Here is a 26465-nt window from a genome sequence, read left to right as displayed (position 1 = left end):
CTCACGAGAGATCGCCGAGCTCCTCGGCGACGTCACCCTCGTCGCCACCTATCGCCAACTCGCCCGCTGGACCGAGAGAGGAATGATCAAGAGAGTCCGCACGGGCCGCTACGCGGCAATCACACAGTTGCCGAACCCCTAGCGTGACCAGCAAAAACGCCAACTACCCGGCCTTGGACCTTGACCCCGGATCTTGGACACCGGAGACACTTGGATCTCGATGGTCCAGGAGAACGGAGTCCCCGTGGGGATGAAGCACTACCCGACCGAGTTCAAGGAGCGGGCCGTGCGTCTGGTCCTGGAGACTCGTGATCAGTACAAGACCGAGTCCGCGGCGATCCGCTCAATCGGAGCGAAGCTCGACATCGGGCCGGAGCCCCTGCGGAACTGGGTGCGTCAGGCCGAGGTCGACGCCGGTGCCCGGACCGGGACCACGACCGAGGAATCCGCCCAGCTCAAGGCACTCAAGAAAGAAGTCGCCGAGCTGAAGCGGGCGAACGAGATCTTGAAGGCTGCGGCAAGTTTCTTCGCGGCCGAGCTCGACCGGCCACACACACGCTCGTAGCGTTCATCGACGAGCACCGGGACCGCTTCGGCGGAGTCGAGCCGATCTGCAGGACGCTCACCGAGCATGACTGCAGCATCCACCCGTCCACCTATTACGCGCACAAGAAGCGCCCGCCGTCGGCCCGTGCTCTGCGGGACGCGGAACTGGCACCGCTGATCGTGGAGATCTTCCGGGACAACTACAGCGTCTACGGAGCCCGCAAGATCTGGGCCGAACTGAAACGACAAGGTCATCAGGTGGCCCGATGCACCGTCGAGCGCCTGATGAAGGCCGAGGGCCTCACGGGAGCGGTACGCGGGAAGAAGATCGTCACCGCGGACTTCACCTATGTGGCCACCTGGTCCGGCACCGTCTATCTCGCGTTCGTCGTGGACACCTTCTCCCGCCGGATCGTCGGCTGGTCTGCCGCGACGAACAAGCAGACCCCGCTGGTGCTGTCCGCACTCGAGATGGGTCCGTGGCAACGCGGCCGCGCCAACACCCCGGTTACGGCAGGCAAGTTGATTCATCACTCTGACGCCGGATCGCAGTACACCAGCTTCCGCCTCGCCGCCCACCTGCCGCCGAACAGATCGCGGCCTCCATCGGCACCGTCGGCGACGCCCTCGACAACGCGCTGATGGAATCGACCATCGGCCTCTACAAGACCGAACTCATCAAGCCCCAGCGACCCTGGAAAGCCCTGAGCGACGTCGAGTTGGGCACCGCCGAATGGGTCGACTGGTACAACCACCGCCGACTCCACGGTGAGATAGGCCACGTCCCGCCAGTCGAATACGAAGCCGTCTACTACCAGCAACACCCAAATCTGCAGGTCACAGACACAATCTAGAGTCTCTACCGAATCCGGAACGGTTCAACGAGCCTCACGACTCTGCGTCACCACCGAAAGCGATACAGGGCCGTTAAATTGACACACCCCCGTGGGCTCTGCAGGATTGAGCTCTCACAAAGATGGCCACGGCGCATTGCGCCGTGGCCATCTTGCGTGCATTCAGGCTGCACTATCTTGCGAAGGAACGCGCAATGCGTCCGGGATCCACTCCTTCGTCCGGGAATCTGCGATCGCCACGACCCACTCACCCACGTGGCCGGGTTCCGGGCGGTGAAGCACCACTGTCAGCTCATGAGGCCCTTCACTGAGTTCGACATCGGCGAAGGTGTTCAATCGCGGCATGTGCGGGGCCGGGAACATCTCACCGCCATCACGACCGAACAGCCAGTTGCCGTCCAGCCAGACGCGTACCAGAAGATTGCTCGCGACCATCACGCGCACGTTCTGAACCTCTCGGGCGTCGAGCGGATAGCGAAGGAGCATCAGGTCATTCTCGAAGCCCTCAGCAGCCAACCGCGACCACGTGCCTTCGAGCTCGACGCCGGTGCTCTCGCCGGCCAACTCGGGCGCCGGCGCGTGAGAAGGAGGCATGAACCAGTCGTTCAATGCACCGAGTTCGCCGGCGCGCGTCGACCAGCTCCGAGTGACCCGCACAGATTTCGAGCGCGGATCCCAGTCGTGTACGGCCTCGCGGGGCACGAAGGTGACGCGCTCGCGCAGCCGGAGAACGAGATCGGTGAACTCCTCGATCGTCGCCGGAGCGTCGAGGTTCACGATTCCCGGGCTGAGCACGAGATCTGAGCCGATGGGCGCGAGCCACTCTCTCGGGATCGACGCCGGCGAAAGAATTCCGAGCGTTGCACCAACTGACGCGGCCGAGCTGTCAGTGTCCTTTCCGCAGTTAGATGTGATGAGGATCGACTCCGCGAAATCACCGCGCCCCGCCAAGAGGCCCAGCACGACGAAGCCCGTGTTCATGAGCACATCGGTGAAGTCCTGCGACTCGAACCGGCTCAGGATCCGCGATCGAACGTCTCGCCAGTCCGGGAACTCCTCGAACCATGTGCGCGTGGCGATGACGACCTGGGCTATTCCGGAATCACGGGGAATGACGCTGAGACCCGCGTCGAGCAGATCATCGACAGTGCCGCTGGAAAAGGCCCTGCTCTGCAGTGCCGCCAAGAACATGGGAGCGAAGATGCCGTCGCCCGCATGATCGACGCAGGCGTCGCGGTAGGCGTACTCGGCGGCTGTTGCCGGGTCAGACGGCGCCAGACAGGCCCAGATCTCACTGCGGATGGCCGCACCCTCGCCCTTTGTGAACCAATTGTCGAACGATCCACTGAACGGGGGAAGGATTCCCTCGCGAAGGTTGCGCTTGGCGACCCCGTACTCGTTGAAGGGGAACTCCACATGTGTCGTCCACGCCGCAGCGAGTGCACTCGAGGTGACCGACGGCTCTGCCTGCTCGGCAAGAACGCACGCCCAGACAACCTGAAGATCGAGATCATCGTTCGGCACCATCTCGGTCGGTACGGGCTCGTAGAACGTTGCGGCCAGCGGACCATCGAGGCCCTCGAACGGCTGACCGAGTGTTCCTCCGATCGCTTTGCCGAGCCAACATCCGAGAACGGCTTCGCGGCTGATTGAAGTCATGCTTGCCCCTACTTGCTTCTGAGGTCGTTCGCGCAACGCAATTGCGGTGAGCGGGTAAACCGATCAGGGTTTCCTGAGAACTCCGTGCTGACTGAAATCGATGCCCGCTCGCCCGGAAGCAGAGTGAGGAGCATATCGCCGGCGACAGCTGCGGGGTCGATTCGATCTACGAAGAGCGAAACGTCCCGCAGTAGGCTCTTCGCTTCGATGTCGACGCGGTAGCCGTTCGGTTCGGCGATGACGGCCGCCGAGTAGACGGGATCCGGGTACTCGAGGTTCTTGTCGGCGTCGAAGTACCAGGTGGCCCGGCATCCGTCGGCGTCGGCGACAATGAGTTCGCGAGCGGGGTTTACTGCCTCGCTGACGGTCGGCTCGAGCGCGAGACGGACGACCGATCTGGCCTCGACCGTGCAATCGACATGCTGCGTAGCCGATTCGAATCCGTCGAAGCCCATCCGACGCACGCTCGTCTTCACGTGCCATGGCTCGTCGCGCTCGTTGATCGCCACCAGCTGAAGCGCCTCGTCGAGCGGCTGCACGGTGAGAAGCCGGTCAGCGTAGGCATTCCGAAGCGCGTACCACGACGGCTTGAGTCGGGACGCGCTGTCGACGACAGACCACGACAGCGCCGGCCAGCAGTCATTGAGCTGCCACAACACCGTCCCCGCACACAACGGTGCCAGCGACCGGAAGTGCTCAACGCCTGTGGTGATGGCCCTCGCCTGGTTGAGCTGTGTCGCGAACAACCAGTCGTCGAACGCATCCAGATCGCCGAAGTGGGCGTCGAGTCCCCTCTGCAGCTTGAACTCGCCGTCCGCGGCCTTCTGGTGGTGCTGCAGTATTGCCGAGTGTCGGCTCAGTTCAGCCTCTCCGACCGAATCGAGGAGCGTGCGATATGCGGCGGGTGCCTGATAGCCGAACTCCGCCACGAACCGTGGTCGGAGATCGCGATAGGCGAGGTAGTCCTCGGAGTTCCATACTTCCCAGGCGTGTGACGTGCCGTATGCCGGGTCGTTCGGATGCACATCCGGGCTGCCGGAGTACGGGCTGTTCGGCCAGTATGGCCGAGTCGGGTCGAGCTCACCCAGCCACTGCGGGAGAAGCTCCATCCAGTACTGCTCCCCCCAGTCACGATCGCCGAGCAGCGGCTTCCACTCCCAGTCCTGGTAGCCCCAGAGCGTCTCGTTGCCGCCGAACCAGAGCGCCAGACTTGGATGAGAGGCGAGGCGCACGACGTTCTCGCGCACCTCCGAATCGATTTCCCCGATGAGCTCGGGGGTCTCCGGGTAGGCAGCGCATGCGAACAAGAAGTCTTGAGCGATCAGGAGGCCCAGCTGATCGGCGACATCGTAGAACTCCTCCGCCTCGTAATTGCCCCCGCCCCACACGCGCACGAAATTGACGTTCGCCGCCACCGCCTGCTCGAGGCGCTCGCGGTACTCCCGCCGGCCCACCCTGGTGGGAAAGCAATCGTCGGGAATCCAGTTGACTCCGCGCGCGAAGACACGCACACCGTTCACCACGATCGTGAATGGAGAGCCCTCGGCGTCCGGTTCTGATTCGATCTCCACGGTGCGGAAGCCGATCTTCCTCTCCCAGCGGTCCAGCGGCCGGCCCGACCGATCGACGAGGGTGATGGCGAGGTCATAACGCGCGGCCTCGCCGTATCCACGTGGCCACCACAGCTCAGGCGACGCAACCTCCGCCCGAACGGTGACGGCGTTCTCGACGTCGTTCACCGGGAACGACAGAACACTCTCGCCGATCTCGAGCAAGAGGCTGAGCCCGGCAGAGTCGGAGCCCGGAGCGCGAAGCAGTTCCACCTGAGCGGCAACCGCGCCGACGCCGTCCTCGACTGTGATGGTGGGAACGACCGTTCCGATCCGCGCTGCGCTCCAGATCTCCATTGCAACGGGCTTCCAGATTCCTGCGGTGACGAGTGCCGGGCCCCAATCCCAGCCGAAGTTGCTCGCGGTCTTCCTGATGAACGGGTATGGCTCGTCGTAGGGATTCGGCAGTGGCCCGATCTCCTCGCAGCGCGTGAGCGCCCGCGCGTACGGTGACTCGAAGCGCACCTCGAGCAGGTCTGCGTTGCCCGTGAGGTTGTTCGTCACATCGATGCACAAGCTCGTGAACATCGATGTCGTCTCTCCGACCACGGTGCCGTTCACCCGCACTTCAGCAAAGGTGTCGAGACCCTGGAAGTGCAGCTCGACGCGCTCGTTCTCCGCGGTCACCGCGGGCAGTTCGCACTGGTAGATCCAATTGCTGCGTCCGATCCAGTCGGTCAGGCGCTCGTTGTCGCCGATGTATGGGTCGGCGATGAGCCCGGCCGCGAGCAAATCGGTGTGTACAGAACCGGGAACGGTGGCGGGGACGCCGTTGACATCGATACCGGCTCCCGAGTGGGTCGCAGGCTCCCTGCTCACCGTCCAGGAGTCCGAGAGGGGAATCGTCGTGCGCACGCCCTTCGTCATCGTGTGTTCCTCGTTCTGATGTCATCCGGCCACGCGAGCGGAATGCCGAGCCGGGTGGTGAGCAGGGACTGGAAGTCGGCAAGATGACTCTCACTTGATCTCACCGCGCTCGGCGTCCGGCCGCCGGCGATGCAATAGGCGAGCAGGGCGCCAGCGGCCTCGCCGATGCTCCACTCGACAGGATGGAGGCGATATGCCCCGTTCGTTACGTGTGTCGTGCCGATGTTCTTGTTCGCCGCGAGCACGTTTCGCACCCGCACCGGGATCAATGCGCCCATCGGTATCTGGAACGGGTGGCAGGCAACATCCACATAGCTGCGGCCGGCGGCCGTCGGATGCAGGTCGATTCTGTATCCCCCGATTCCCACAGTGTCGCGGAAGATCGCGGAGCCCCGCCCTTCGGTGGCGTCGAGCCCGATGTGCTGTTCCACGACCGTGAATTCGGCGGCGATCCGCCGTGATTCGCGAACGTAGATGGCCTTGGCCAGCCCGTCGGCCGTGCCCATCATGTCGGGGCGGAGGCGCAGCTCGGGATAGCCTGTCTCACCGTCGTGCCGAGGCGCCTCGGTTTGCAGCCAGTACAAGAACGACAACGACAACTCTTTGGACCGCTCCATGGTTGTCGAATCGACGGCCGAGTCACTCGTGATGAGCGGGGCTTCCCAGTAGTCGGTCTGGGGCCAGTTGACGAGCGTCACGTCGTTGCCGGTGAACGACGTATCGAACTGTCTCTTGGCGAGAATTCGGCGATAGCGCCAAAGGTCCTTCTGTGAATCGTCGTCAGGTTCCCCGTCGAAAATGCGTCGGACGCGTGGTTCGAGGGTCTGAGGATCAAGATCTGTCCACGAGAGCTGCGGGCCGGGCCAGAATGAGTCATGGTTGCGTTTCCAGTGCTCGAAACGCTCCGGACGATCGACAGTATGGTCCTCACCCGGCCGGTACTCGAGTGCGAAACACCACGACGGGGCCTGCTGGTCGCGGTGGTCCGCGCGCTCCGAAGCGTTGGGTTCACCGGTGTCGTCGCGGCTTTCGGCCCCGATCACGTGCTCGATCCCGGCGAGGGGGAGCAGATCGCCGAGCTCCGTCGCGTCGATGAAGTAGGGGGCACGAATGATGACCCTGTTCCCGCTTGGATCCGCCACGGTCGCAGAGAGCACACGGTCGCGGTCACCCTCGACCCCGACGGGTGCGTGGTGGAGGAGCACGGTGAGAAGACCTGCAGCTCGCGCGGGGGCCAGCAACTCATCAATCGCGGCGACGGCGACTCTTGGTTCATGGCAGAGGTCACTGACGAAGCCCAAGCCGGGGTTCAAGAGCGGGTCTGCGGCCGCGTTCGCCCTCAATGGGTAGGCGCGCTTGTAGTACTCGCGGATTCGGTTGCGAAGGGTGCGGTAGGTGGTGCTCGAGCGGGTCTCGATCCACGGATGCTCGTCCGGCGGGACTGCTTGTGACGTCATCTGGCCGCCGAGCCAGTCCGTTGCCTCCGTAAGCACGACCGTTCGTCCGAGGGCGGTCGCGGTCAGGGCCGCGGCGACTCCGCCGAGTCCACCACCGATGACGGCGACGTCCGCCGAGATCTCCCGCTCACTCAACGCTCTTCCCCTTCGACACGTGGCCGCCTGCCAACCGGATCGGTCGGGGGTTCACGGGTGTTCCGTCGGTTGTCGTGATGGGCTGCTTGTGTCGACGTCACGGTCATTGACTCCTCCTGGCGTCATCAATCTCTCCTGATGCGTATCAGATTAGACCACGGCGCGAGCGACTCCCCACCCTCTTCCGCGTTTTCAAGTGCCGGTGTCGGCATACACGTGAACGTCCCCACCCGCGTACAGCCGAAAAGTGACAGTGTTGTCTTGGTGAGACCTCCTGCCCGGCACTCTGCTGCTTGGCCGCTTCGGGTGGCGGCAGGAGCTTGCGATGGTCTTGTGCCACATCGCCGGCGGGAACTGCGTCGGTTCCGTGGCCTGTTGGAGCGATCAGCCTGTAGGGGATCGCCGGGGAGACGGAACTGGACCGGAAGACGGGTCCGCAAGCAGCTGTCGGCGCCGCGGCCGACGACGCCTCCTCGCCGGTCCCTGTACGGGCGGTCGCGAGCGAGGGTGATCGACAAGTTCGTACCGCGGGCGGACGAGGAAACGGCGGGCTACCTCAGTTCCTCGGCCTGGTGCTGCCCGAGGAACTCACCGCGAAGGGGGCCGCCGGTTGAGGCGGGGCTGCAGCTGTCAAGGGTGCCGCACCACAAGACGCTTGATGCGTACGGCTTGCCTCCAGCCCGACCGCGCCCCGCACCTGGTCATGGACCTGGCCACCTTCTCGTTCGTCGAGGCCGGCGAACGGCGCTCCGCTCGGGCTGCCGGGGTCGGCAAGAAGCATGTCGTCCTCGCGATCGTGGCCTGCGGGGCCGGGTTACCGAGCGGTTTCAGCCTCGACAACATGATCCGCAACCTCAAGGCCGCTGGGTGGCTGGCCGACAACTACCGACAACCTCGTCACTCAACTGCGGCGAGCGTCCTTGTTCGCAACGAGGTTGGCAGCCCTTCGAAGAAGGCGGAGCCGGAGGCGAACCTGGCCTTCCAGGTGATCCCGAAGCGCCAGGAAAAGGGTTCGATCGCTGATGTCGAACGAGACCCTTCGGCTGATGGGGCCAGCTCTTGAGTGGCAAGGTTTTCGCCACCGCGATCCTCGACCGGCCCCTGTGCCCCTGCGAAGTGCTCTCCGTCGACGGCCCCAACTGCAGCTCAAGAGCCGCCTCAAGGCAAACGAGCGAGAGACCGAGGCGGCCTGACAGCTGGGAACGTTCCTCCGTACACAAACTATGGAGGAAGGTCCGACGCCGACAACTGGCGGCGCGCGGGGGCTCGTCCGTGCGTCAGCCCCGAGGCTTGTCGAGCGTGTCGTCCTTGAGCGGGAGGCACGGTAGCGAGCGGTGCGTCGGGCTGTCGACCCCGTCGAGGACGCTCACGAGAAGCTGCACAGCTTCCGCGCCGAGCTGCCGTCTGGGTGCCGCGAGCGTAGTCCACCGTCTCGTCGTGTCGCCGGCTGCTTCCGAAAGTGCGACAACCGAGAGGTCGCGAGGAATCGCCAGACGTTGGCTGTCAGCGAGCGTCGTGACCCAAAGCAGTTGCGGAGACTCTTCGGCGAACACAGCGGTCGCCCCACGCAAGTCGAAGGAAGCAGCGTCATGCTGCACGGTCTCGATCACACGGGCGCGCAGTCGGTGCCGCGCCATGGCCTGGTGGTACCCCTCGCGCCTCGCCGTGGTCGCCTCGAATCTCACGTCGTCCTCGAGGTAGGCGATCTCGGTGTGCCCGAGCGCGATGAGCTTCTCGACGGCGTTGTCCACTCCCGCCCGGTAGTCGGGGCTGACGAACGGGATGTCGACACCCTCGATCGTTCTCTGACCGATGTGAACGAAGGGGTAACCGCTTTCCGCCAGGCGCTCGAGTTCGCTTCGCTCCCTGTCGAGGCCGAGCAAGATCGTCCCATCGGCAACGGAGAGTTGGGAAGCACCCTTGACGAAGAGGGGGCGCCTTCCTGTCGCGTGGTCCGTGGCGGTGAAGAGCAGCAGGTTGTAGCCATCGAGCACTGCCTGCTCCTCGATGCCGACCAGGAACTCGTGGTAGAAGTTCATCTGACTGATGGGAAAGATCGGTTCAAATGTGTGCACACCGATGAGCCGGTTGCGTGCTCCTCGCAGCTGACGAGCCGCGGCGCTCGGCACGTAGCCGAGTTCTCGAACTGCGGCCATCACCTTGTCCCGAGTCTCCTGGGCGATGCCGTAGCGATCGCCACTGCCGGTGATCACGGAGGACACGGTCGCCTGGGATACACCGGCAAGTCGGGCGATGTCGGCTTGGCGCGCTGGTCGCCTCGGTTCGTTTGCCATGCCTCGACACTAACGGCTGCGCCCCTGTTCTCGAACCTTGACTTTGCCTGCTCCTGCTGTTTCTCTGTTACGCATCAGATCAGGCGGAGTCGGGGCGATGAAGCGCGATCAGACGAGAACTGGGCAATGCCGCTCGAGCCGATTTCCGCTTGCGGCTGTGCCCGCGCCTCCGTGCTGAGTCGGACCGTGTGAACGTGGGACGCAGCGGAGTACTCCGCCCGTCTCGCAGGGAGTGCGATGGTGGAACTCTGGTGAGCAGAGCCAAGACGAAAACAGGATCCGGCAGTCGAGAAGACGAACGTCCGACCACCACACTGCTCCAATCTCGGCGCCCACGGTGGCAGTCTCGGGAACGCCTCGTTGGCACTCTCATGGCGCTGCCGTCGCTGATACCGCTCGTACTGTTCGCGTTGGTTCCCGTCGCGTATGTGGTTTTTCTGAGCTTCACGCGGTACAACGGCGTGACGTCACCCCAGTGGATCGGCCTGGACAACTACCAACTCATGTTCAAGGACCAGTCCTGGTGGCAGGCGGTTCTGATCACCTTGGTCTTCGCCGTCGGGCAGATCGTGATCGGGCTTCCGCTCTCATTGCTTCTGGCCATGATGCTCAACAGCGGGCTCAAAGGTCTGGGACTTTTCCGGGGACTCTTCTTCCTGCCTTATGTCATCTCCATTGCCATCATCGGCATCGTTTTCTACTTTCTTCTCCGGCCCGACAACGGCGTGGTCAACGGGATACTCCAAGCGATGAACCTGATCTCGACCGACGTCGACTGGCTGGGCAGCCAGGGAACGGCCCTCGCAAGCCTGGTCCTCGTCGGCGTGTGGTCGAACTTCGGAATCAACATGGTGTTCTTCCTCGTTGCGCTGCAGACGGTGCCGAAAGACCTTCTGGAGAGTGCCCAGCTTGATGGTACGAATGCGATCCAACGGTTCCGACACATTTCACTGCCGCTGCTCGCGCCCATCACTCGCGTTGTCGTCGTGCTCTCGATCGTCTTTTCTCTTCGCTCATTCGACCTTGTGAAGACGCTCACCGACGGCGGGCCGGCCGGTCAGACCGACGTCATGTACACCTACCTTTTCGACTATTTCTTCGGCACCGACCGCGGGAGCCAGTACGGGTATGCGTCCGCACTCGCTGTCGTCGCCAGCATCATTGCTGCGATCGTGTCGCTCGTGTACATGGCGGTGTCCCGTGACAGGGCGGCACGGGAACAGACCGCGATAGCCACCAAGAAGGGCAAGCGATGAGTCGCCGGAAAATCTCAAGAGCCGCACCGCGACTGCTTGTCTACCTGTTCCTGACGGTCGTCGCGATCATTACACTCGTCCCTTTGGTCTATGCGTTCTTCGCGTCGTTCAAGTCGTCAGCTGAGATTCTGACGAGTGGCTCGCAGCTCTTCCCGACCACATGGACGCTCGACAACTACGTCCGCGCGTGGGAGAAGGGCGGCTTCAGTCAGTACCTCCTCAACTCCGTGGTCGTTGCAGCCGGTGTTGTCGGAATCGATATCTTCGCCTCTTCCATGCTCGGCTACCTTCTGGCCAGACGAGCCGTGCCCTTCCATCGTGCGATCTTCGCCGTGATGTCCTTCACGCTCTTTGTCGGTGTCGGCACAGCCACTCTCTATCCACGGCTCGAGATCGCGCAGATCCTGGGCGTTGACAACCTCTTCGGCGTCATTCTTGTTGAACTCTCCGGCATCGGGATCATTCATGTGTTCCTCATCCGAGCATTTTGCGAGAGTTTGCCGATCGAGCTTGAGGAAGCTGGCCGACTGGACGGACTCGGGCTCTTCGGGGTGTACTCACGGCTTGCGCTGCCGCTCATGCGCCCGATTCTGGCAACGACCGGGGTCCTCGCGTTCCAGGAAGCATGGAACAACTTCCAGATCCCGTATGTGTTCACGATCAGCGATCAAGAACTCAGGACTCTGGTGGTGGGCGTGTTCGCACTCAGGAGCACCTCGGAGGGCACGCAGGCGTACGACCTGATGCTTGCCGGATCGATGCTGATCGTCGTGCCCGTCGTCATCCTCTTCTTCGTCTTCCAACGCTTCTTCATCCAGGGGATGACCGAGGGAAGCGTCAAGGGATGAATCGTTCAGTGATCGTCGGCGGCGTCGCCAGAGCGTGTTCAATTTTCAGCTCGCTTGCCTGGCTCACCGTGCTCTGGGCAGTCTGCTCGTTGCCTCTCGTCACGATCCCGTTCGCCACGGTGGCACTGTACGACGGTGCGACACGTCTACTGGACGGCGACGGTCCGAGCTGGCGGCGATTCCTGTTCACGATGTGGAACCGGACCACGGCGACCATTCTTGCCATGGCGTTCATCGGGATACCCGGTTCGCTGGCACTGAGCCTTGCATGGCTGGCACGAAGCGGGGCAGGCCCCATGGCGTCCGGCGCCGCTCTGGCCGCGACGGCCGTCACGGCCGTGCTGATGGTCGTCGCCCCCGTCGCATGCCTCACCGCACCCACGTCGGCCGGGGTGGTTCGGCAGATCGGAGTCCTGGCCGTGACCCGGCCGATCCGCGCTGTCGCCGCGCTCACCCCCTGGGCGGCAACCGTGATCATCTTCACGGTCTGCCCGCCCCAGCTCCTCATCATCTTCGCGTTCGTCGCCGTCAGCCTCGGCGCTGTCGGCAGCGTGGCGATCCTCATCCCCGGACGTGCAGGGCCGAGCCCTCGCGTATTCGTCCGGACAATCCCGCACTACACACCAAAAGGAATCACGCAATGAGAACACGGCACTTCACGCGCTGGGCAGCCATTGCAGGGGCAGGCGCATCAATGGTCCTTCTCGCCGCATGCAGCTCCGGTACCGCATCATCTGACCAGGCGGTCAGCGTGTGGATTCAGAACGGCGCCCAGTCCGAGGCGATCCAGAACTTCCTCGAGGAGTGGGGCAAGGACAACGACACCGAGATCGAGGTCACGGTTCAGGCCTCGGACTCCTACCTCGACGCGCTCCAACTGGCACTCAAGACCGGTAAGGGCCCCGATGTCTTCGATGCCTCGAATGCGCAGGTGCTGGCCCCGGCAGAGTTCCTCAAGCCGCTCGACGATGTCTTGAGCGGAGACGACCTGACGGCATACGAGAGCGCACTCCAGAAGCCCTCGCCGTATATCTACAACGACGAGATCTACGCAGTTCCCACCACCGCCGACACGACCAGACTCGCCTACAACAAAGACATCTTCACCAAGGCCGGTCTCGACCCGAAGAAGCCGCCGACAACCTTCTCCGAAGTGACGTCAGCCTGCGCGGCCATCGAAGCAAGCGGCCAAGACGCTTACTGCTTCGGCCTCCCGCTCAAGTGGGTCGGTTGGGCCAGTTGGATGCTGGACCCCGCCATCACGAACAGCGATGCCGGCCTCACGGGCAAGGGCATCTTCAACGTGGACGCACAGGAGTATCAGAGTGAGAAGTACAAGCCCGGTGTTGAGCTGTACCGGGAACTCATCGCCAAGAAATGGGCATACCCGGGAGCAAGCTCGCTGGAGAACGACGCCATGAGGGCGGCCTTCTCGAACGGCAAGATCGCGATGTTCATCTCCACTTCCTGGGATGTCGGGGTGCTCAACGAGACCAACGCGACGAAGGTCGATTGGGCGGCTGCCGCAGTGCCGACTCCTGACGATGAGAAGCCGGTCCGTCAGGCCATGAACGCGGGCACGCCCTACGCCATCAATGCTGGGAGCAAGAACGCGGCCGACGCAGCAAAAGTGCTCAAGACGCTCATCAGTTCCGACCTCAACGCGGAACTCGGCAAGAGTGGGCTGACCTTCCCGATCCGTGAAGATGCGGCCGCGACCGCAAAGGCAGCCGCGACCTGGCCCCAGTACGCCGACTATGCACCGTCGAAGTCCGATGAGGCGTGGTTCGTTGCTCCGACGGCACTCTTGAACGTGCAGGGTGAGAACTTCCGGGATTCCCTCGCGCGCCTGATCCTCGGCACCGAGAACATCGATGCGGGGCTCAAGTCCGTCGCGAAGACCTACAACAGCGCATTCAAGGATGCCGTGGATGCCGGTCAGATCGACGCGAAGAACTTCTCGCGCGCCAAGTCCTGAGGTTTCGGGAGTGGTGTCGGTGTTGTGAGCGTCAGTCCGGTTCCGGCCAGGCATACGTCGACGAGTCGGTGCTGGAGTCGCACGGGTCTGAGGCCTCGGCGGAGCGTTCGCGTCAGGTGGCCTGGGTCCTCGAAGGCGGAGTTCGCCGTCGTGCCGCGCCGAAGAAGTACCGGACGCCCGCTACGGGGATGAGGTCCGGCGCAGACGAAGGCAGCTGGAAGACGCCGAGCCAGTCGTGTTCGGCCGCGTACTTCATCATGCCGGCAGCGCGGTGGGTGCTGAGGTTGTCCCTGCCCACCGTGATCGGTCCGCCGAGCCGGAAGTGCGCACGGACCAGCGGGTCGCGGTAGTCGGTCCAGGCACCGAGCGCCACCGCGGCGCTCTATCTGCGGCCACACCTCCTCTCCCACAAGTCCACCGCCTGTTCGTCCCGTTCCAGGACCAGCGCGTCGGCGCCCGTCCGCGACCAGCTGGCCTGTTCAGCAGCCGTCACACAGCCTTCACTGACGCGCTCACCCGGAAAAGGCGGTCGATCACCGCCTGAACCCGGCCCGAGGTCCACCACTGACATTCGAGGCCACGGGCGGCCGGGCCTTGTCCAGCTCCTCCTCCACCGCAAATTGGGATCCGAGCTTCTCGCCACCCTCACCGGCCGAGCGGAACGAAGGGCCCGCGGACCACCCTCCCGCCGAACTCGGCGTCAGCGTTCCACCGAACGCTCGCTCACCCGCAACTCATGCGCGATCACCGCGGACTTCTCACACGCCGCGAACCGCCCGCAGGCCTGAGCCGCACCTGTTCGCAAAACCCCCTCCGCTCAGCAGTCAGGCACCCAACCTCCGCCTGTGGCATCCCCCGCACACCGCAGGGATCACCCGTAGTCGTCACCACCCGCCGGCAATGCGAAAGCTCAGCAGCTTTAACGCCTCCGACGCAGCCCAGCTTGCGCCCGGCCCCGGCCGCACGCCCGACCGGATCGTGCAGGCAAGGGCTCAGCCGAGTAGGCAGCACTGCTGCGCATCAACACCTGTTCGAGACAAGGGAGTCGAGATCATGGAAGCATCACGCAGAACAGTCATCAAAGCAGGGCTGGCGGGTGCCGGTGCGGCACTCCTCTCGGTGAATGGGGCACCAGGGCGTGCATTCGCGGCGGAAGCGAGCGCCGGTGAGCCGCTCACCGTGAACATCGACCCGGGTACTGCTGCCCCGCTCGCGCCGAACTTCGGCGGCTACAACCCGGACTTCCAAGTGGTCGGAATGAATTTTGCGGACCCGCAGGCAGCGAGTCTTGCGCGAGAGCTCCGTGCCGGAACGCTCCGGTACCCCTCCGGCACGGATTCGGACTACTTCGACCTTCGCAGCGGAGACGTGCGCCCGGAGTGGGCCGCACAGTTCTTCGGCAAGATGACAGCATTCGACACGTCGCAGGACGATGCGCACGTCATCGGCGCCAAGCCGGATCTGCATCGCCTCGCGGGCTTCAAGGCCCTGCTCGACGACGTTCAGGCCGACACGGTGATCATCATCAACGGCTTCACCGATACCCCGGAATCCGCCGCCGCAATCGCCGGCTACTGCCTGGCCAACAACATCAGGGTCGCGGCATTCGAGCTGAGCAACGAAGGGTGGCTGCTGCCGACCTTCTTCATGGACGCGACGGACTACGCCACGCGAATGAAGCCTTACTACGACGCCATCAAGGCGGTTGATCCCGCCGCCCAGGTGAACGTCATGTTCTCGCAGGGCGAGGCCCCGGCGTGGGATCAGGCACTGGGCGCCTATCCGGACAAGTACTGGGACGGGATCTCCTTCCACATGTACGGCGGCGGTGATCGGTACAGTACGTTCGACGACGCCGTGAAGGACCTCAACACCCGCCTCGCCGACCGCACGAACTCCTACATCGACAGCTATTACCTGGCCAAGGGCCGCCCAGACATGCGTGTGTTCGTCAGCGAGTTCAACTCGACTCCGAGCACCATGACTGCCCTGTCAACGTCCGGAATCATCCGCACGCTGTACAACGGGATCTTCGCAGCTGAATTCGTCACACGGCTCTCGACGCATCCGAATGTGGACCGAGTCATGTTGCACGGTTTGGTGCAGTTCGGCACCACCTTCACCAAGCCCTATCTCGACACGATGAAGTCTGTCTACGAACGCGGCGAGACTCTGGACACCGCCGGCTTCGAATACGGAATCGTCAGACACGGCTCTGCACTGGCCCTCGCCGTGTGCCTCGACGCGATCAATCGGAGTTCACATACTCTTACCACCTCCACTTCCGAGGCTGTCGTGACCGTGCCGAAGTATGGTGGAACAGTTCCGGCTGTGCACACGCAGGCGTATGTCGGACTCGACGGATACGACTCGCTCGTGATCACGAACAAGTCGGCCACCCCGCATGCGCTCACTCTCCAGTGGGGCGGCGTGCCGCTGTCGGGTCCGTTCGACACGCTGTTCATAAGCTCGGACGACCCCCGCGCAGAGAACACAGCCGCCGTGCCGGGCTCCATCGTCATGACCGAGGGAAGCGCATCCGGCGTCGTGGCGGTGCCGGCATATTGCGTGATGAGAGTGCGCTGGAAGCGAGCCCGCGCAAGCCTTGACCCGACTCTCGTCACTCGAAACGGAGCCAACATCCTCAGCGCCCAGCCGAACGGAAGACGCGTCAAAGTGGCGTGGACTCCGGCCCTCGGCGCCGGTGACTATCTCGTACTCGGCCGGGACGCAGACGGAACCGTCGTGAAGCGCCGACTGACGGGGAAGACCGAAGCCACTTTCGCCGGGCTTGCGCTGGGCAAGGCCTATGAGTTCACCGTTGTGCCACTGGCCGAGAATCGACAAGGCACAGCATCACAACCCTGTCATGTGCTCCTCGCCGCCCCCGCCGCCCCGCTTCTCGAGGCGGCGACGCCCGCCGATAGCTCCGTCAACGTGTCGTGGCAGCCCGTTGTCGGGGCGGACAGCTATATCGTGCGTCACGGCGCTGTCGGAAATGAGAACACCATCGATGCCGGCAACGCGATCGGCCTGCGGGTGCGTGGCCTGGCGAACGGCGAGGCGTGCACATTCACCGTGCATGCGGTGAACGGCTACGGTGAGTCTTCGGCATCCAACGCCCTGGTGGCGACCCCCGGCGCGGATGTACCCTACGCGCCACACACCGTGCGCGCGGCCGCTGGGAGTGGTGGCACCGCGGTGTGGTGGAAGCCGTCGTACAAGCGCATCGCGAGCTCGAACTTCGAGAGTGGCTCGGGCGATTGGGACCTGTACGGCCCGTGGGACGTTGCGAGCATGCCGGGGGCCGACGGTCCGCTTGCCAACGGAATCGGGATGTCGCAGCGGCTCGCCATCAGTGGCACCGGCATCGCACTGTTTGGTCCTGACGTTGCCGCGAACCACTTCGTCGGTGCTGAACTCGCGTTCTCGCAGCCCTTGTCCGGCTCGGCCGGACTCGTGCTCCGCTACTCGGACACCGCCAACTACCTGTTCGCCGTTTTCGACTTCGCGACGATGAAGCACAGCATCGGCCGCGTGCTGAACGGCGAGACAACGATTCTCGGCTCGACCCCCGCGATCACCGACCCGTATGCGATGCCGACGGCCGGACGACAGGTGGCCTATCGCTTCGAACTCAACGCAGCGACGCTCGCACTCTTCCGCGACGGCGGCGAAGTGCTCCGGGTGAGCTCGGGCAGCCTCCAGGAATCCGGACCGGGACGCGTCGGTGTCATCTCCAACGGATCGTCCGTGAACGTCGATCGCTTGCATGTCGAGGCAGACACCGCGACCGGTTTTGACGTGCTCCGGGCCGAGAGTCCGGCCGGTCCGTACGCCGTCGTTGCAATCAACCATCCGGACCAGAGTCTGGTCGACACGGCGAGCTCCAGTGCGGACAACTACTACAAGGTCGTTGCCGTTACCGGCGAAGTGCGATCAGCCGATTCCTCGCACCCCGCTCCGTCGCGACTCAAGAACGTCGCGCGTGACGCGACGATCACGGCGAGCTCCACCCTCGTCGGCACCGCCACCGCGAAGCTCGTGGACGGAATCACCAACCTGGATTCGAGCCGGTGGGTTTCCGAATCCGGCGAGCCGCACGACCTCGAGTTCGCCTGGCCCACTGCGAAGACCATCGGTCGGGTCTGTGTGTACACAGGGTTCATGGCCAACCGAGGGTTCCAAGTGGCGGATTTCGAGTTGCAACAGTGGGACGGCGCCACGTGGCAAACCGTCACCGCGGTCGCCGGCAGTGATCGGGATGTCTACATGGGGACCTTCAACGACCTTTCCTTCGTTCCCGTCACGACGAAGCGTGTGCGGTTGCACATCACGAAAGCATGTGCTGCACCCGGATACACGAATGCGCGCGTTCTCGAAGTGGAGATCTACGGAAAATGACCCAGGCCGACCTTATCCACCCGATGAAACCCCTGAGTCGAGAGCATGACGAGGCTGATTTCTCCGCCGACTTCGACGGCTTCTGGGAACAGACACTCGCCGAGGCTCGCAGCTTTGAGCTCAGCGTCCGTATCGACCGCATCGAATCGCCGGTGAAGACCATCGATGTGTTCGACGTGTCCTTCTCCGGTTTCCAGGGTGAAGCGGTCAAGGGCTGGCTCCGCAAGCCGAAGGGACTGTCAGAACAGGCCGGGGCCGTCGTTGAGTTTGTGGGCTATGGCAATGGGCGCGGCGAGCACATCGACAGCCTGCTGTGGTCTTCGGCCGGATACGCCCACCTGACGATGGACACCCGTGGGCAGGGGAGCGTGCACAGCCTCGGGCACACCGCCGACCCCCACGGATCGGGTCCGTCTGTCCCCGGTTTCGCATCGCGGGGCATCACGGACCCGGCCGACTACTACTACCGCCGACTCATTGTCGACGCTGTCCGTGCGGTCGATGCGATGCGGAGCCTCGACGGGATCGATCCGTCGCGCGTCGCGCTCTTCGGGGCAAGCCAAGGCGGCGGGGTCGCGCTCGCGGTCGCAGGACTGGTCCCCGATCTCGCTGCGGTCGTGGCGAAGGTCCCGTTCCTGTGCGACATCCCGCGTGCACTCACCCTCGCGGAATCCGGGCCATACATGGAGATCGTGAAATGGTTGGGCACCCATGTCCACCGAGAACAAGAGGCGATGCGTGCCTTGTCATATGTGGATGCGGTCAATTTCGGTCCCCGCGCGACGGCGCCGGCGCTCTTCTCTGCTGGGCTGCGTGACACAGTGTGTCCGGCGCCGACGGTCGCCAGTGCATTTGACGCGTATGCGGGAGGCAAGGAGCTTCGCATCTGGAAGTACGGCGGCCATGCCGGCGGCGGCAGCACGGAGGACCTTGAGGTCTTGCGTTTTCTCGACGTTCACCTCGGCTGACAGCGACTTCGCCACCAGAATTTCTGCCCGAGTCAGGAGGGCCTGTCTATCCGGTAATCGCCGTTCACGGGCAGTGATTCAGCCCACCCCGCTCACCTCAAAGCCACAGCGTATGGCCGCGCCGTGAACTCCGACCGGGTGGCGTTCTCCGGGATCCGACCAGAAAAGTGAGCCATTTCCAACCTGATGGCGCTGGTGGGCGGTTGGGGGCCGTACGAACTGGTGAAGCTCCTGGTCGACGATCTCTCGACCAAGATCACCCGTGTCTGCCAGGAGCTTTGTTTGCTTGTGCCGGAGCCGCGGTCGGCCCGGCCCGAGCAAGTCCCGTCTCCGACCGCGCAGATCGCGCGGGCGAGCAACCCGGGCGGTACGACGGCGATGTGGGTGAGAGACCGGCTGGACGGGCTGTGGTGCGACGAGGACTTCGCGGGCCGGTACCCGCGCGACGGATGCCCCGGCATCTCGCCCACCCAACCGGCCACCGTCTGTGTGCTGCAGTTCCTGCTCGGTCTGTCGGATCGTCAGGCCGTGGAAGTGGTCCGCTGCCGCAACGATTTCAAGTACGCCCTGGCCATGGATCTGGACGATCCCGGCTTCCACCACTGCGTGCTGGCCGACCTCCACGAGCGCCTCGTCCAGGACGACCGCGCCGACCGTCTTCTCGATCCGACGCTCGCGCGCCTGTAAGGAGACCGGACTCGTGCGCGACCACACCACGCCACGCACCGACTTCACCCACGTCCTCGCCGCGGTACGCGACCCGACCCGGCTGGAACTGGTCACCGAGGCCGTCCCTGCCGTACTGGAAGAAGTGGCCCGCACCGCTTCGCACCTGCTGACCGGCCTGGTCGACGAGGACTGGGGGCGCCGCTACGGCCGACAGATCCGTCTGGGCAAGAACCCCACCCGGCCCAAGACCAGGATCCTCGCTGCCGGCGACGACGCCTGCCTACCGGCCCAACGGGCAAGGGCCGCGTCGAGCGACAGGTCCTCATCGTCCGCGACCACGTCCTGTCCGGCCGGTCCTTCTCTCCGTCAAGGAGATGGACGCCACCTCCCTCTCCGCAGAGTTGTCCACTGCGGGAGCTGATCCAGTTCGCACCGCATGAAAGGGTGGTCCCACCCGTACGACCACCCCGCCGTCCGAACGCCCCCTCACCTACGCCGAAGACCTCAGGCCCGAGGACGTCCGCGCCCTGGAGACGTTCCTCAACGTCCGGCTGGGCCGGGTGTACGAAGAGGTCGGCGAGACTGGTGAGACGTCCTTCGCCATGCGGGCTCTGCTCTGCCTGGTCTGATAGCTCCGTCGTCGGGCGTCGGGCACGTAGCCGGGACGGTTGAGCGGCCGGCCCGTCCGGAAGATTCCGCCACGGCCGTACCGCCACCGTGCCCGCCCCTCGTGCGGCACTCCTGAGCGTGCGAGGGGGGACACGCAGTTCAGCGCCTGGGCCGGCAGCCTGTCACCCCCGGCCGAGGGCTTCGCTGTAGACGCGCAGCGCCGACAGGATGTGTTCCTCGGCCGCCCGGCGGGCGGCGTCCTCGTCTCCGGCGATCATGGCCCGGCATATTTCCTGGTGCTGGGTGAGCACGGTCCGCGCCCACTCTCCGTCGGAGAGGTTCGAGACCGTGGAGATCGCGATGCGGTCCCACACCCGGTGCAGCGCGTCCGTCAGGAACGTATTGCCGGGAGCTTGGCCGAATGCCCGGTGGAAGGCCAGGTTGGCCCGCGCCGACTGCTTCGCGTCGCCCTCGGCAACCGCTCGCTCCACCTCTTCCGCGGCCTTCTCGATGTCCCGGAGGTGCGCGGGCGCGATCTGTCCGGCCGCTTGCAGGCGGGCGGTCTGGGCCGCGGCCAGCCCCTCCAGCACGGCGCGCAGATTGTAGAGCTGCTCGATCTCGTCGCTGCTGAGCGTCGCCACGGCGACCCCGCGTGCCAACGGTACGACGAGACCGTCCACCTGCAAGCGGCCCAAAGCCTCGCGCACCGGCGTGCGGCTCACTCCGAGCTCCTGCGCCAAGGCGGCCTCGGTGAGTCGCTCGGCCGGCGCGAGCTCCCCCTCCGCGAAGCGCCGGCGCAATGTCAGATACACGAGGTCGGCGCTGCTCGCGGCCGGATTGGAAAGCGATCCCATGTGGTCCACGACCAAGAGCATACAGGGTGTGCATTGCATGCAAAGGGCATATCTGGTCGCACATCAACCGTTGACATGCATTGCATGCAGTGCATACCTTCGCTTCCATGAAGGGAGGTGGTTGCGACGTGACGACCGATCTGTGGGAGCCCGGGCTCTTGGCCGTGGTCGGCCTGCTGGCCGGCGCGGTGAACGCGGTGGCAGGCGGGGGCTCGATGATCTCCTTCCCTGTACTGGTGGCCATGGGCGTCCCGCCGGTAACGGCGAACGTCACCAATTCCGTCGCGGCTCTGCCGGGCTATCTCGGCGGCTCGCTCGGCTACCGGGCCGAGCTGAAGGGCCAAGGTCGGCAGGTCCGTACATTCGCCCTGGTCAGCATCCCCGGCGCGATCGGCGGGGCGCTCACCCTGCTCGCGGTGAGCGACGAGGTGTTCCGCGCCGTCGTGCCGTGGCTGGTTCTCGCGTCCGCCGTGATGCTCGCCGCGCAACCCCGGGTCGCGGCCCTGGCGGCGCGGCACGGTGCCCGTTCGAGCCGGATCGGACTGCTGTCCGCGCAGTTCGTGGTGGCCTTCTACGGCGGATTCTTCGTCGCCGGGCTCGGCATCGTCATGCTGGCGATGCTCGGCGTCTTCTTGACCGACACAACACATCGGCTCAACGCCCTCAAGAGCGTGCTCTCGCTCATCGTCGGGTCGGTGTCCGCTCTCGCATTTGTCGCTCTCACCCCGGTGGCCTGGGGCCCTGCCCTGCTCCTGGCCGTCACCGGACTCGTCGGCGGCCGACTGGGCGTGTCGGCCGCGCGGCGGATATCACCATCGGCACTCCGCCGGGGTGTCGCCGTGTGGGGTGTGGGCGTAGCCATAGCACTGGAAGTGAGCTTGTATGTTTCCTGAACCTGGATCCGACCTGCCCGCACGCGGGGATCTGGTCCTCAGCGGTGTCACCGCGGTCACTATGGACCCGCGCCTGGGCGACCTTGAGCACGCGACGGTGACCGTGACCGACGGTGTGATCACCTCAGTCACCACCGATGCGGACGCGGCCACCCCACCGGGCGCCACGGTGATCGACGGAAGCGGACTCATCGCGCTGCCCGGCTTCGTCGACACGCACTGGCACCTGTGGAACAGCCTGCTGCGCGGCTCCGTGAGCGACGCGCCCGGCCGCGACTACTTCGCCGTCAAGCGCGCGCTCGGCCCGCACCACGACCTTGAGGACTTCTACTGGGCCGCCCGGTTCGCCCTTGCCGAGGCGGTCACCGCCGGCATCACCACCGTGCACAACTGGGACCACAACGTCCGCTCGCCCGAGGACGCCGACGTCAACGTCAAAGCCCAGCTCGACGCCGGCGTCCGCGGCCGGTTCTCGTACGGACCGCGCGACTCCACCCCGGCGGATGAGCCGATGGACCTCGACGACCTCCGGCGCTTCTCCGCGCGCTGGCCCACCGAGCGGCTCGACGGCCTGCTGGACTTCGGCGTGGCGCTGCGCGGCCCCTACCGCACCCCCAACCGGGTCTGCCGCAGCGAATGGGGAGCCGCCCGTGAGCTGGGCCTCCCGATCACCATGCACTGCGACCGCTGTCTGCGCGAGGAGGGCTGTCGTTCCTGCGGCCTCGCCCGGCTCGCCGACGAGGACCTGCTCGGACCCGACGTGCAGATCGTGCACGCCGTACACGCCTCTCCGGACGACATCGCCGCGCTCGCCGCCACCGGCACGCGCATCTCGCTCAGTCCGATCACCGAGATGCGCACCATGGGATTCCCCTTGTTCAGCGAACTGTTCAAGGCCGGGGTGCCGGTGTCGTTGTCGACCGACACCCTGGCCATGCCGACCGCACCCGATGTGTTCACGACGCTGCGCGCCGTGGAGGCCGTCGAAGCCGCCCGAACCGGATCACCGGAGGTCACCCCGCGCCGGCTGCTGCAGATGGCGACGCTCGACGGCGCGCACGACCTCGGCCTCGGCGATGTGACCGGGTCGATCACCCCCGGCAAGCGGGCCGACCTGCTGCTGATCGACGCCCGCACCCCCAACCTCCTGCCGTCGGGCGACCCCGCCGAGGCACTGGTCCGGCAGGGCCGGGCCACCGACATTGTCACGGTCGTCCTCGATGGCCGGGTGCTGCTCGACCGCGGCCGGCTCACCCAGCCCTCGGCGCAGGCCGCGATCTCCGGTGCCGAGGACCGCCGTGACGTGCTCGTCGCGCGGGCCCGTGCCGCCGGTGACTGGAGATGAGGCCGCCCCGTGGCAGCGTCTCCCGCGCGGCCACAGCTCTCCCATCGATCACGATACCGGCGGTGTGCGGATGACTATCAGAGCGGCATCGATCCGGCCCGCGACCCATGCTGTGGTGGGTTTCCCCGCCGTCGCCATGTACGCCCTGCTCCTGCTGGCGTACTCGGTGAACGCGATGGACCGGATGGTCTTCCCCGTCCTGCTCCCCGAGGTCCGGCACGAGTACGGATTCAGCCTCGGCCAGTCCGGCCTGCAATCCACGATCTTCGCCCTGGGAATGGGGATCGTCGGCATACCTGCCGGAATCGCGCTCGCCCGCTTCAGCCGCAAGATGCTCGTCGTCGTCGGCACCAGCATCTTCTCCGTCGCGACCGTGCTGACGGTCTTCAGCGCAGGCTTCGCCGACATGCTGCTGTGGCGCATATCCTCCGGCGTCGGTGAAGCACTGCAGCTGGCCGCGATCCTGACCGTCGCAGCCGGAGCCTTCCCACGCCACCGGGGACTGGCGATCGGCGCGGTGAACATGGCGTTCGCCACCGGGTCGGTCATCGGTCCCTGGGCGGCGACCGCCCTCCTGGAGCACTACGGCACCTGGCACGCGCCGATGTTCGCGTTCGGCGGGCTGGGCCTGCTGGTGACCCTCGCGGTGGCCCTCTTCGTGCCGCGCCGGTTCACAGAGGCCACCGGTACGCAGACGCGGGAGCCCACCGTCGGAGGGTCCCCATCCCTCCTGAGCTGGAACCCGATACTGCTCGCTGTCATCACCGTGCTGTTCGGGCTTGCCGACTTCGCCTACATCGGCCTCTACGCCACCTACCTGCGCGACGAACTCGGCTTCACCTCGGGCCAGGCCGGCCTCGCCATCGGGCTGTCCGGACTGGCCGCGTTCGCCTCGCCCCTGGGCGGCTGGCTCACCGACCGGATCGACCCGCGCGTGTGCATCGGCTCGATGAACGCGCTGGCGGCCGCGTCGGCGGCCGCCCTGTTCCTGGGCCCGCACGACGTGGCCTGGCATGCCGCGTTCTCGTTCCTGTTCGGGCTGTTCGCCAGTGGCGGGACCTACGTCGCCCTCGCCGGTCTGCTGGTGAAGTCCGTCCGACCCACCATCGCGGGACACGGCTCGGGCATGTTCATCACCTGCGTCTACATCGCCGCCGGCGTATCCGGATGGGTCTTCAGCCAGTTCGTGTCCGCCCTCGGATGGACCGGCGCCGGACTCCTGCAGATCGCCGGCTTCTTCCTGGCCGGCGCGCTGCTCGCCCTCCTGCTGCGCCCGGCCCTGTTCAGCACCACAACCCCATCGGAGCTCTCATGACTCTGTTGTTCACCCCGCCGACCGTGTCGGTGCCCGTCACCGGAATCGCCGAGCGTTTCCCCGTACACCGCGTCTACTGCGTCGGCCGCAACTACGTGGACCACGTCCGGGAGATGCGCGAGGGCGACGAGCGGGACGATCCGTTCTTCTTCCAGAAGCCGACCGACGCGGTTGTGCCCGGCAACGATCAGGTGCCCTACCCGCCCCGCACCTCCGACTTCCAGTTCGAGGGTGAACTCGTCGTCGCGATCGGCGCCGAGGGCGTGGACGTACCGGTGGCACAGGCGCTGGACCTGGTGTACGGCTACGCCGTCGGCATCGACCTGACCCGCCGCGACCGCCAGCGTGACTGCCGGGACCGGCAGATCTCCTGGGAGGCCGGCAAGTCCTTCGACGCCTCCGCGCCATGCGGCCCGATCACCCCGCGCGCGTCGGTGGGCGACCTCACCGCGGCCGAACTGCGGCTCGATGTCAACGGCGAGGCCCGCCAGCGCACCCCGCTCGCGCTGATGATCTGGAGCGTCGCCGAAATCATCTCCCACCTCTCCACCGACTACCGGCTCCGCCCCGGTGACCTCATCTACACCGGCACGCCCGCCGGCGTCTCCGCGATCGTCCCGGGGGACGTCGTCCACATCGAGATCAGCGGCCTCGCGCCCCTGTCCATCACCATCACCGAGAAGGGGAGCCACCACGATGCCAAGTAACGCCCGCATAAGGCCCAGTGAGCGGATCGACTACGACCCCATCGAGGGACGCCGGGCCCTGCAGCTTCCGGGCGGGGCGCGGGTCGCCGTCTGGCTCATCGTCAACGTCGAGGAGTGGTCGGACTCCGAGCCGATGCCGCGCACCGTACTCTCCCCGCCGGCCGGCGGGGTGCCCTCGCCGGACGTACCGAACTGGGCCTGGCACGAGTACGGCAACCGCGTCGGCTTCTGGCGGATGCTACGGGTGATCGACCGGCACGAGATCCCCGCGGTCCTCGCCGTCAACGGCTCCGCGATCTCCGCCTACCCGCAGATCACCGAGGCCGCTCTCCAGCGCCGGTGGGAGTTCATGGGCCACGGCTTCACACAGAAGAACATGCAGAAGGTGCCCGACGAGCGGCTCGATATCCAGCGCACCCGCGACGCGATCACCGCCGTCGTGGGCAAGCCGCCCCGCGGCTGGCTCGGCCCCGGTCTCACCGAGACCTGGGAGACCCCCGACCTGCTGGTCGAGGAGGGCTACGCGTACGTCTGCGACTGGGTGCTGGACGACCAGCCGACCCAACTGCGCACCCGCACCACCCCCATCGTCAATGTGCCCTATACACAGGAGTGCAACGACGTGGCGATGATGCTCATTCAGCACCACTCCGCCGAGGAGTACCGGCGCCGTGCCGCGGACCAGTTCGACCAGCTCCTGGCCGACGCCCGCGCCGACGACTCCGCGCGCGTCATGGCACTCGTCGTCCACCCCTACATCATGGCCGCGCCACACCGGCTGAAGTACCTGGACCAGGCCCTGGAATACATCCGAGGCCACTCCGAGGCGACCTTCCTCACCGGCGAGCAGATCCACGACTGGTACCAGGGCCAGACCGCTTCTGAGTGACGGTCCCGGCTGTCAGGGGAAGCCGACCAGAGTTCCATGGCCTCCGCCGATTCTTCAGGACGGCTGACCGCGCCGCCGGCCAACGGATCACCACCACACTCCTGCGGGACGCCACCCCTGGTCCCACGGAAGAGACCTCCGCCATCCGCGTGCGGTCCGGTGAATGAGATCCGGAGCATCGAAAGGGTTGCTGATCCGGGAGGAATCTCCCGGATCAGCGGCATGCGGCATGCGAACCCGGCGTCCGGGAGTGGACGCACCACAACTGCGGCTGGTGGGACGCCGAGATGCGAATGCTTTGCTGGGCA

The 26465-nt window shown here is 65.4% G+C and carries 20 protein-coding genes and 1 pseudogene; 15 read left to right on the top strand and 6 right to left on the bottom strand.

Annotated elements, in window-relative coordinates; translation table 11 throughout:
* Window positions 1-250: 250 nt before the first annotated feature.
* Window positions 251-1400, top strand: a pseudogene (locus tag ABZ622_RS34910) (IS3 family transposase).
* A 162-nt stretch (window positions 1401-1562) separates the two neighbouring features.
* On the opposite strand, the gene ABZ622_RS34905 reads toward ABZ622_RS34910, so the two are convergent.
* Genes ABZ622_RS34905 through ABZ622_RS34895 form a run of 3 tightly spaced genes read right to left on the bottom strand, consistent with a single transcriptional unit; the run spans window position 1563 to window position 7128 of the window.
* Window positions 1563-3059, bottom strand: coding sequence for an ADP-ribosylglycohydrolase family protein (locus tag ABZ622_RS34905; RefSeq protein WP_360550226.1), 1497 nt, complete (start codon window positions 3057-3059; stop codon window positions 1563-1565).
* Window positions 3060-3067: 8 nt separating this feature from the next.
* Complete coding sequence (locus tag ABZ622_RS34900) at window positions 3068-5536, bottom strand: glycoside hydrolase family 2 protein (RefSeq protein WP_360550224.1); 2469 nt, start codon at window positions 5534-5536, stop codon at window positions 3068-3070.
* Window positions 5533-7128: an FAD-dependent oxidoreductase gene (locus ABZ622_RS34895; RefSeq protein WP_360550222.1), complete on the bottom strand. Its 1596-nt coding sequence runs from the start codon at window positions 7126-7128 to the stop codon at window positions 5533-5535. The genes ABZ622_RS34900 and ABZ622_RS34895 overlap by 4 nt, the downstream gene beginning before the upstream one ends.
* A gap of 658 nt (window positions 7129-7786) precedes the next feature.
* On the opposite strand from ABZ622_RS34895, the gene ABZ622_RS34890 reads away from it, so the two are divergent.
* Window positions 7787-8191, top strand: coding sequence for an ATP-binding protein (locus ABZ622_RS34890; protein WP_360550230.1), 405 nt, complete (start codon window positions 7787-7789; stop codon window positions 8189-8191).
* 214 nt (window positions 8192-8405) lie between these two features.
* Here the strand turns inward: ABZ622_RS34890 and ABZ622_RS34885 are convergent, their stop codons facing one another.
* On the bottom strand, window positions 8406-9422 hold the full coding sequence (locus tag ABZ622_RS34885) for a LacI family DNA-binding transcriptional regulator (RefSeq protein WP_360550220.1): 1017 nt from the start codon (window positions 9420-9422) through the stop codon (window positions 8406-8408).
* Between the two features lie 371 nt (window positions 9423-9793).
* Here ABZ622_RS34885 and ABZ622_RS34880 point away from each other — a divergent pair, with 371 nt between their 5' ends.
* From ABZ622_RS34880 to ABZ622_RS34865, 4 genes are read left to right on the top strand one after another with little or no spacing between them, the layout of a single operon-like run.
* Entirely contained in the window at window positions 9794-10678 is an 885-nt protein-coding gene (locus ABZ622_RS34880) for a sugar ABC transporter permease (protein ID WP_360550218.1), read from the top strand.
* Window positions 10675-11526: a carbohydrate ABC transporter permease gene (locus tag ABZ622_RS34875; RefSeq protein ID WP_360550216.1), complete on the top strand. Its 852-nt coding sequence runs from the start codon at window positions 10675-10677 to the stop codon at window positions 11524-11526. Before ABZ622_RS34880 ends, ABZ622_RS34875 begins: the two co-directional genes overlap by 4 nt.
* Before the next feature lie 8 nt (window positions 11527-11534).
* The gene (locus ABZ622_RS34870; protein ID WP_360550214.1) at window positions 11535-12170 is read left to right on the top strand and encodes a hypothetical protein; all 636 of its coding nucleotides are present in this window, start codon (window positions 11535-11537) and stop codon (window positions 12168-12170) included.
* Window positions 12167-13504, top strand: coding sequence for an extracellular solute-binding protein (locus ABZ622_RS34865; RefSeq protein ID WP_360550212.1), 1338 nt, complete (start codon window positions 12167-12169; stop codon window positions 13502-13504). Before ABZ622_RS34870 ends, ABZ622_RS34865 begins: the two co-directional genes overlap by 4 nt.
* Window positions 13505-13616: 112 nt before the next feature.
* Here ABZ622_RS34865 and ABZ622_RS34860 read toward each other — a convergent pair whose 3' ends face one another.
* Window positions 13617-13877 (bottom strand): hypothetical protein, encoded by a 261-nt coding sequence (locus ABZ622_RS34860; RefSeq protein ID WP_360550210.1) that lies wholly within the window; start codon window positions 13875-13877, stop codon window positions 13617-13619.
* 680 nt (window positions 13878-14557) lie between these two features.
* Between ABZ622_RS34860 and ABZ622_RS34855 the strand changes: the two genes are divergently transcribed.
* From ABZ622_RS34855 to ABZ622_RS34840, 4 genes are all read left to right on the top strand, one after another.
* Window positions 14558-17908, top strand: a complete 3351-nt coding sequence (locus ABZ622_RS34855; RefSeq protein WP_360550208.1) for a discoidin domain-containing protein — start codon at window positions 14558-14560, stop codon at window positions 17906-17908.
* A complete protein-coding gene (locus ABZ622_RS34850) occupies window positions 17905-18876 on the top strand; it encodes an acetylxylan esterase (RefSeq protein ID WP_360550206.1) in 972 nt (323 codons plus the stop codon). The genes ABZ622_RS34855 and ABZ622_RS34850 overlap by 4 nt, the downstream gene beginning before the upstream one ends.
* Before the next feature lie 186 nt (window positions 18877-19062).
* Window positions 19063-19563, top strand: a complete 501-nt coding sequence (locus tag ABZ622_RS34845; protein ID WP_360550204.1) for a transposase — start codon at window positions 19063-19065, stop codon at window positions 19561-19563.
* A gap of 13 nt (window positions 19564-19576) precedes the next feature.
* Window positions 19577-19966 carry a hypothetical protein gene (locus ABZ622_RS34840; protein WP_360550202.1) on the top strand — a complete coding sequence of 130 codons (390 nt, stop codon included), beginning with the start codon at window positions 19577-19579 and terminating at the stop codon, window positions 19964-19966.
* Window positions 19967-20336: 370 nt separating this feature from the next.
* Here ABZ622_RS34840 and ABZ622_RS34835 read toward each other — a convergent pair whose 3' ends face one another.
* Complete coding sequence (locus ABZ622_RS34835; RefSeq protein WP_360550228.1) at window positions 20337-21008, bottom strand: GntR family transcriptional regulator; 672 nt, start codon at window positions 21006-21008, stop codon at window positions 20337-20339.
* A 128-nt stretch (window positions 21009-21136) separates the two neighbouring features.
* Here ABZ622_RS34835 and ABZ622_RS34830 point away from each other — a divergent pair, with 128 nt between their 5' ends.
* From ABZ622_RS34830 to ABZ622_RS34810, 5 genes are all read left to right on the top strand, one after another.
* Window positions 21137-21901 carry a sulfite exporter TauE/SafE family protein gene (locus ABZ622_RS34830; RefSeq protein WP_360550200.1) on the top strand — a complete coding sequence of 255 codons (765 nt, stop codon included), beginning with the start codon at window positions 21137-21139 and terminating at the stop codon, window positions 21899-21901.
* Window positions 21891-23246: an amidohydrolase family protein gene (locus ABZ622_RS34825; RefSeq protein ID WP_360550198.1), complete on the top strand. Its 1356-nt coding sequence runs from the start codon at window positions 21891-21893 to the stop codon at window positions 23244-23246. Before ABZ622_RS34830 ends, ABZ622_RS34825 begins: the two co-directional genes overlap by 11 nt.
* Window positions 23247-23316: 70 nt before the next feature.
* Entirely contained in the window at window positions 23317-24561 is a 1245-nt protein-coding gene (locus ABZ622_RS34820; protein ID WP_360550196.1) for an MFS transporter, read from the top strand.
* Complete coding sequence (locus ABZ622_RS34815; protein ID WP_360550194.1) at window positions 24558-25268, top strand: fumarylacetoacetate hydrolase family protein; 711 nt, start codon at window positions 24558-24560, stop codon at window positions 25266-25268. The genes ABZ622_RS34820 and ABZ622_RS34815 overlap by 4 nt, the downstream gene beginning before the upstream one ends.
* Window positions 25258-26157, top strand: a complete 900-nt coding sequence (locus tag ABZ622_RS34810) for a polysaccharide deacetylase family protein (RefSeq protein ID WP_360550192.1) — start codon at window positions 25258-25260, stop codon at window positions 26155-26157. Before ABZ622_RS34815 ends, ABZ622_RS34810 begins: the two co-directional genes overlap by 11 nt.
* Window positions 26158-26465 lie beyond the last annotated feature (308 nt).

This window comes from Streptomyces sp. NPDC007164 (assembly GCF_040634135.1).
In the GTDB taxonomy this organism is placed as follows: Bacteria; Actinomycetota; Actinomycetes; order Streptomycetales; family Streptomycetaceae; genus Streptomyces; species Streptomyces sanglieri.
Note: the sequence above shows the minus strand (reverse complement) of the source record. Positions and strands in the feature narration are given on the sequence as shown.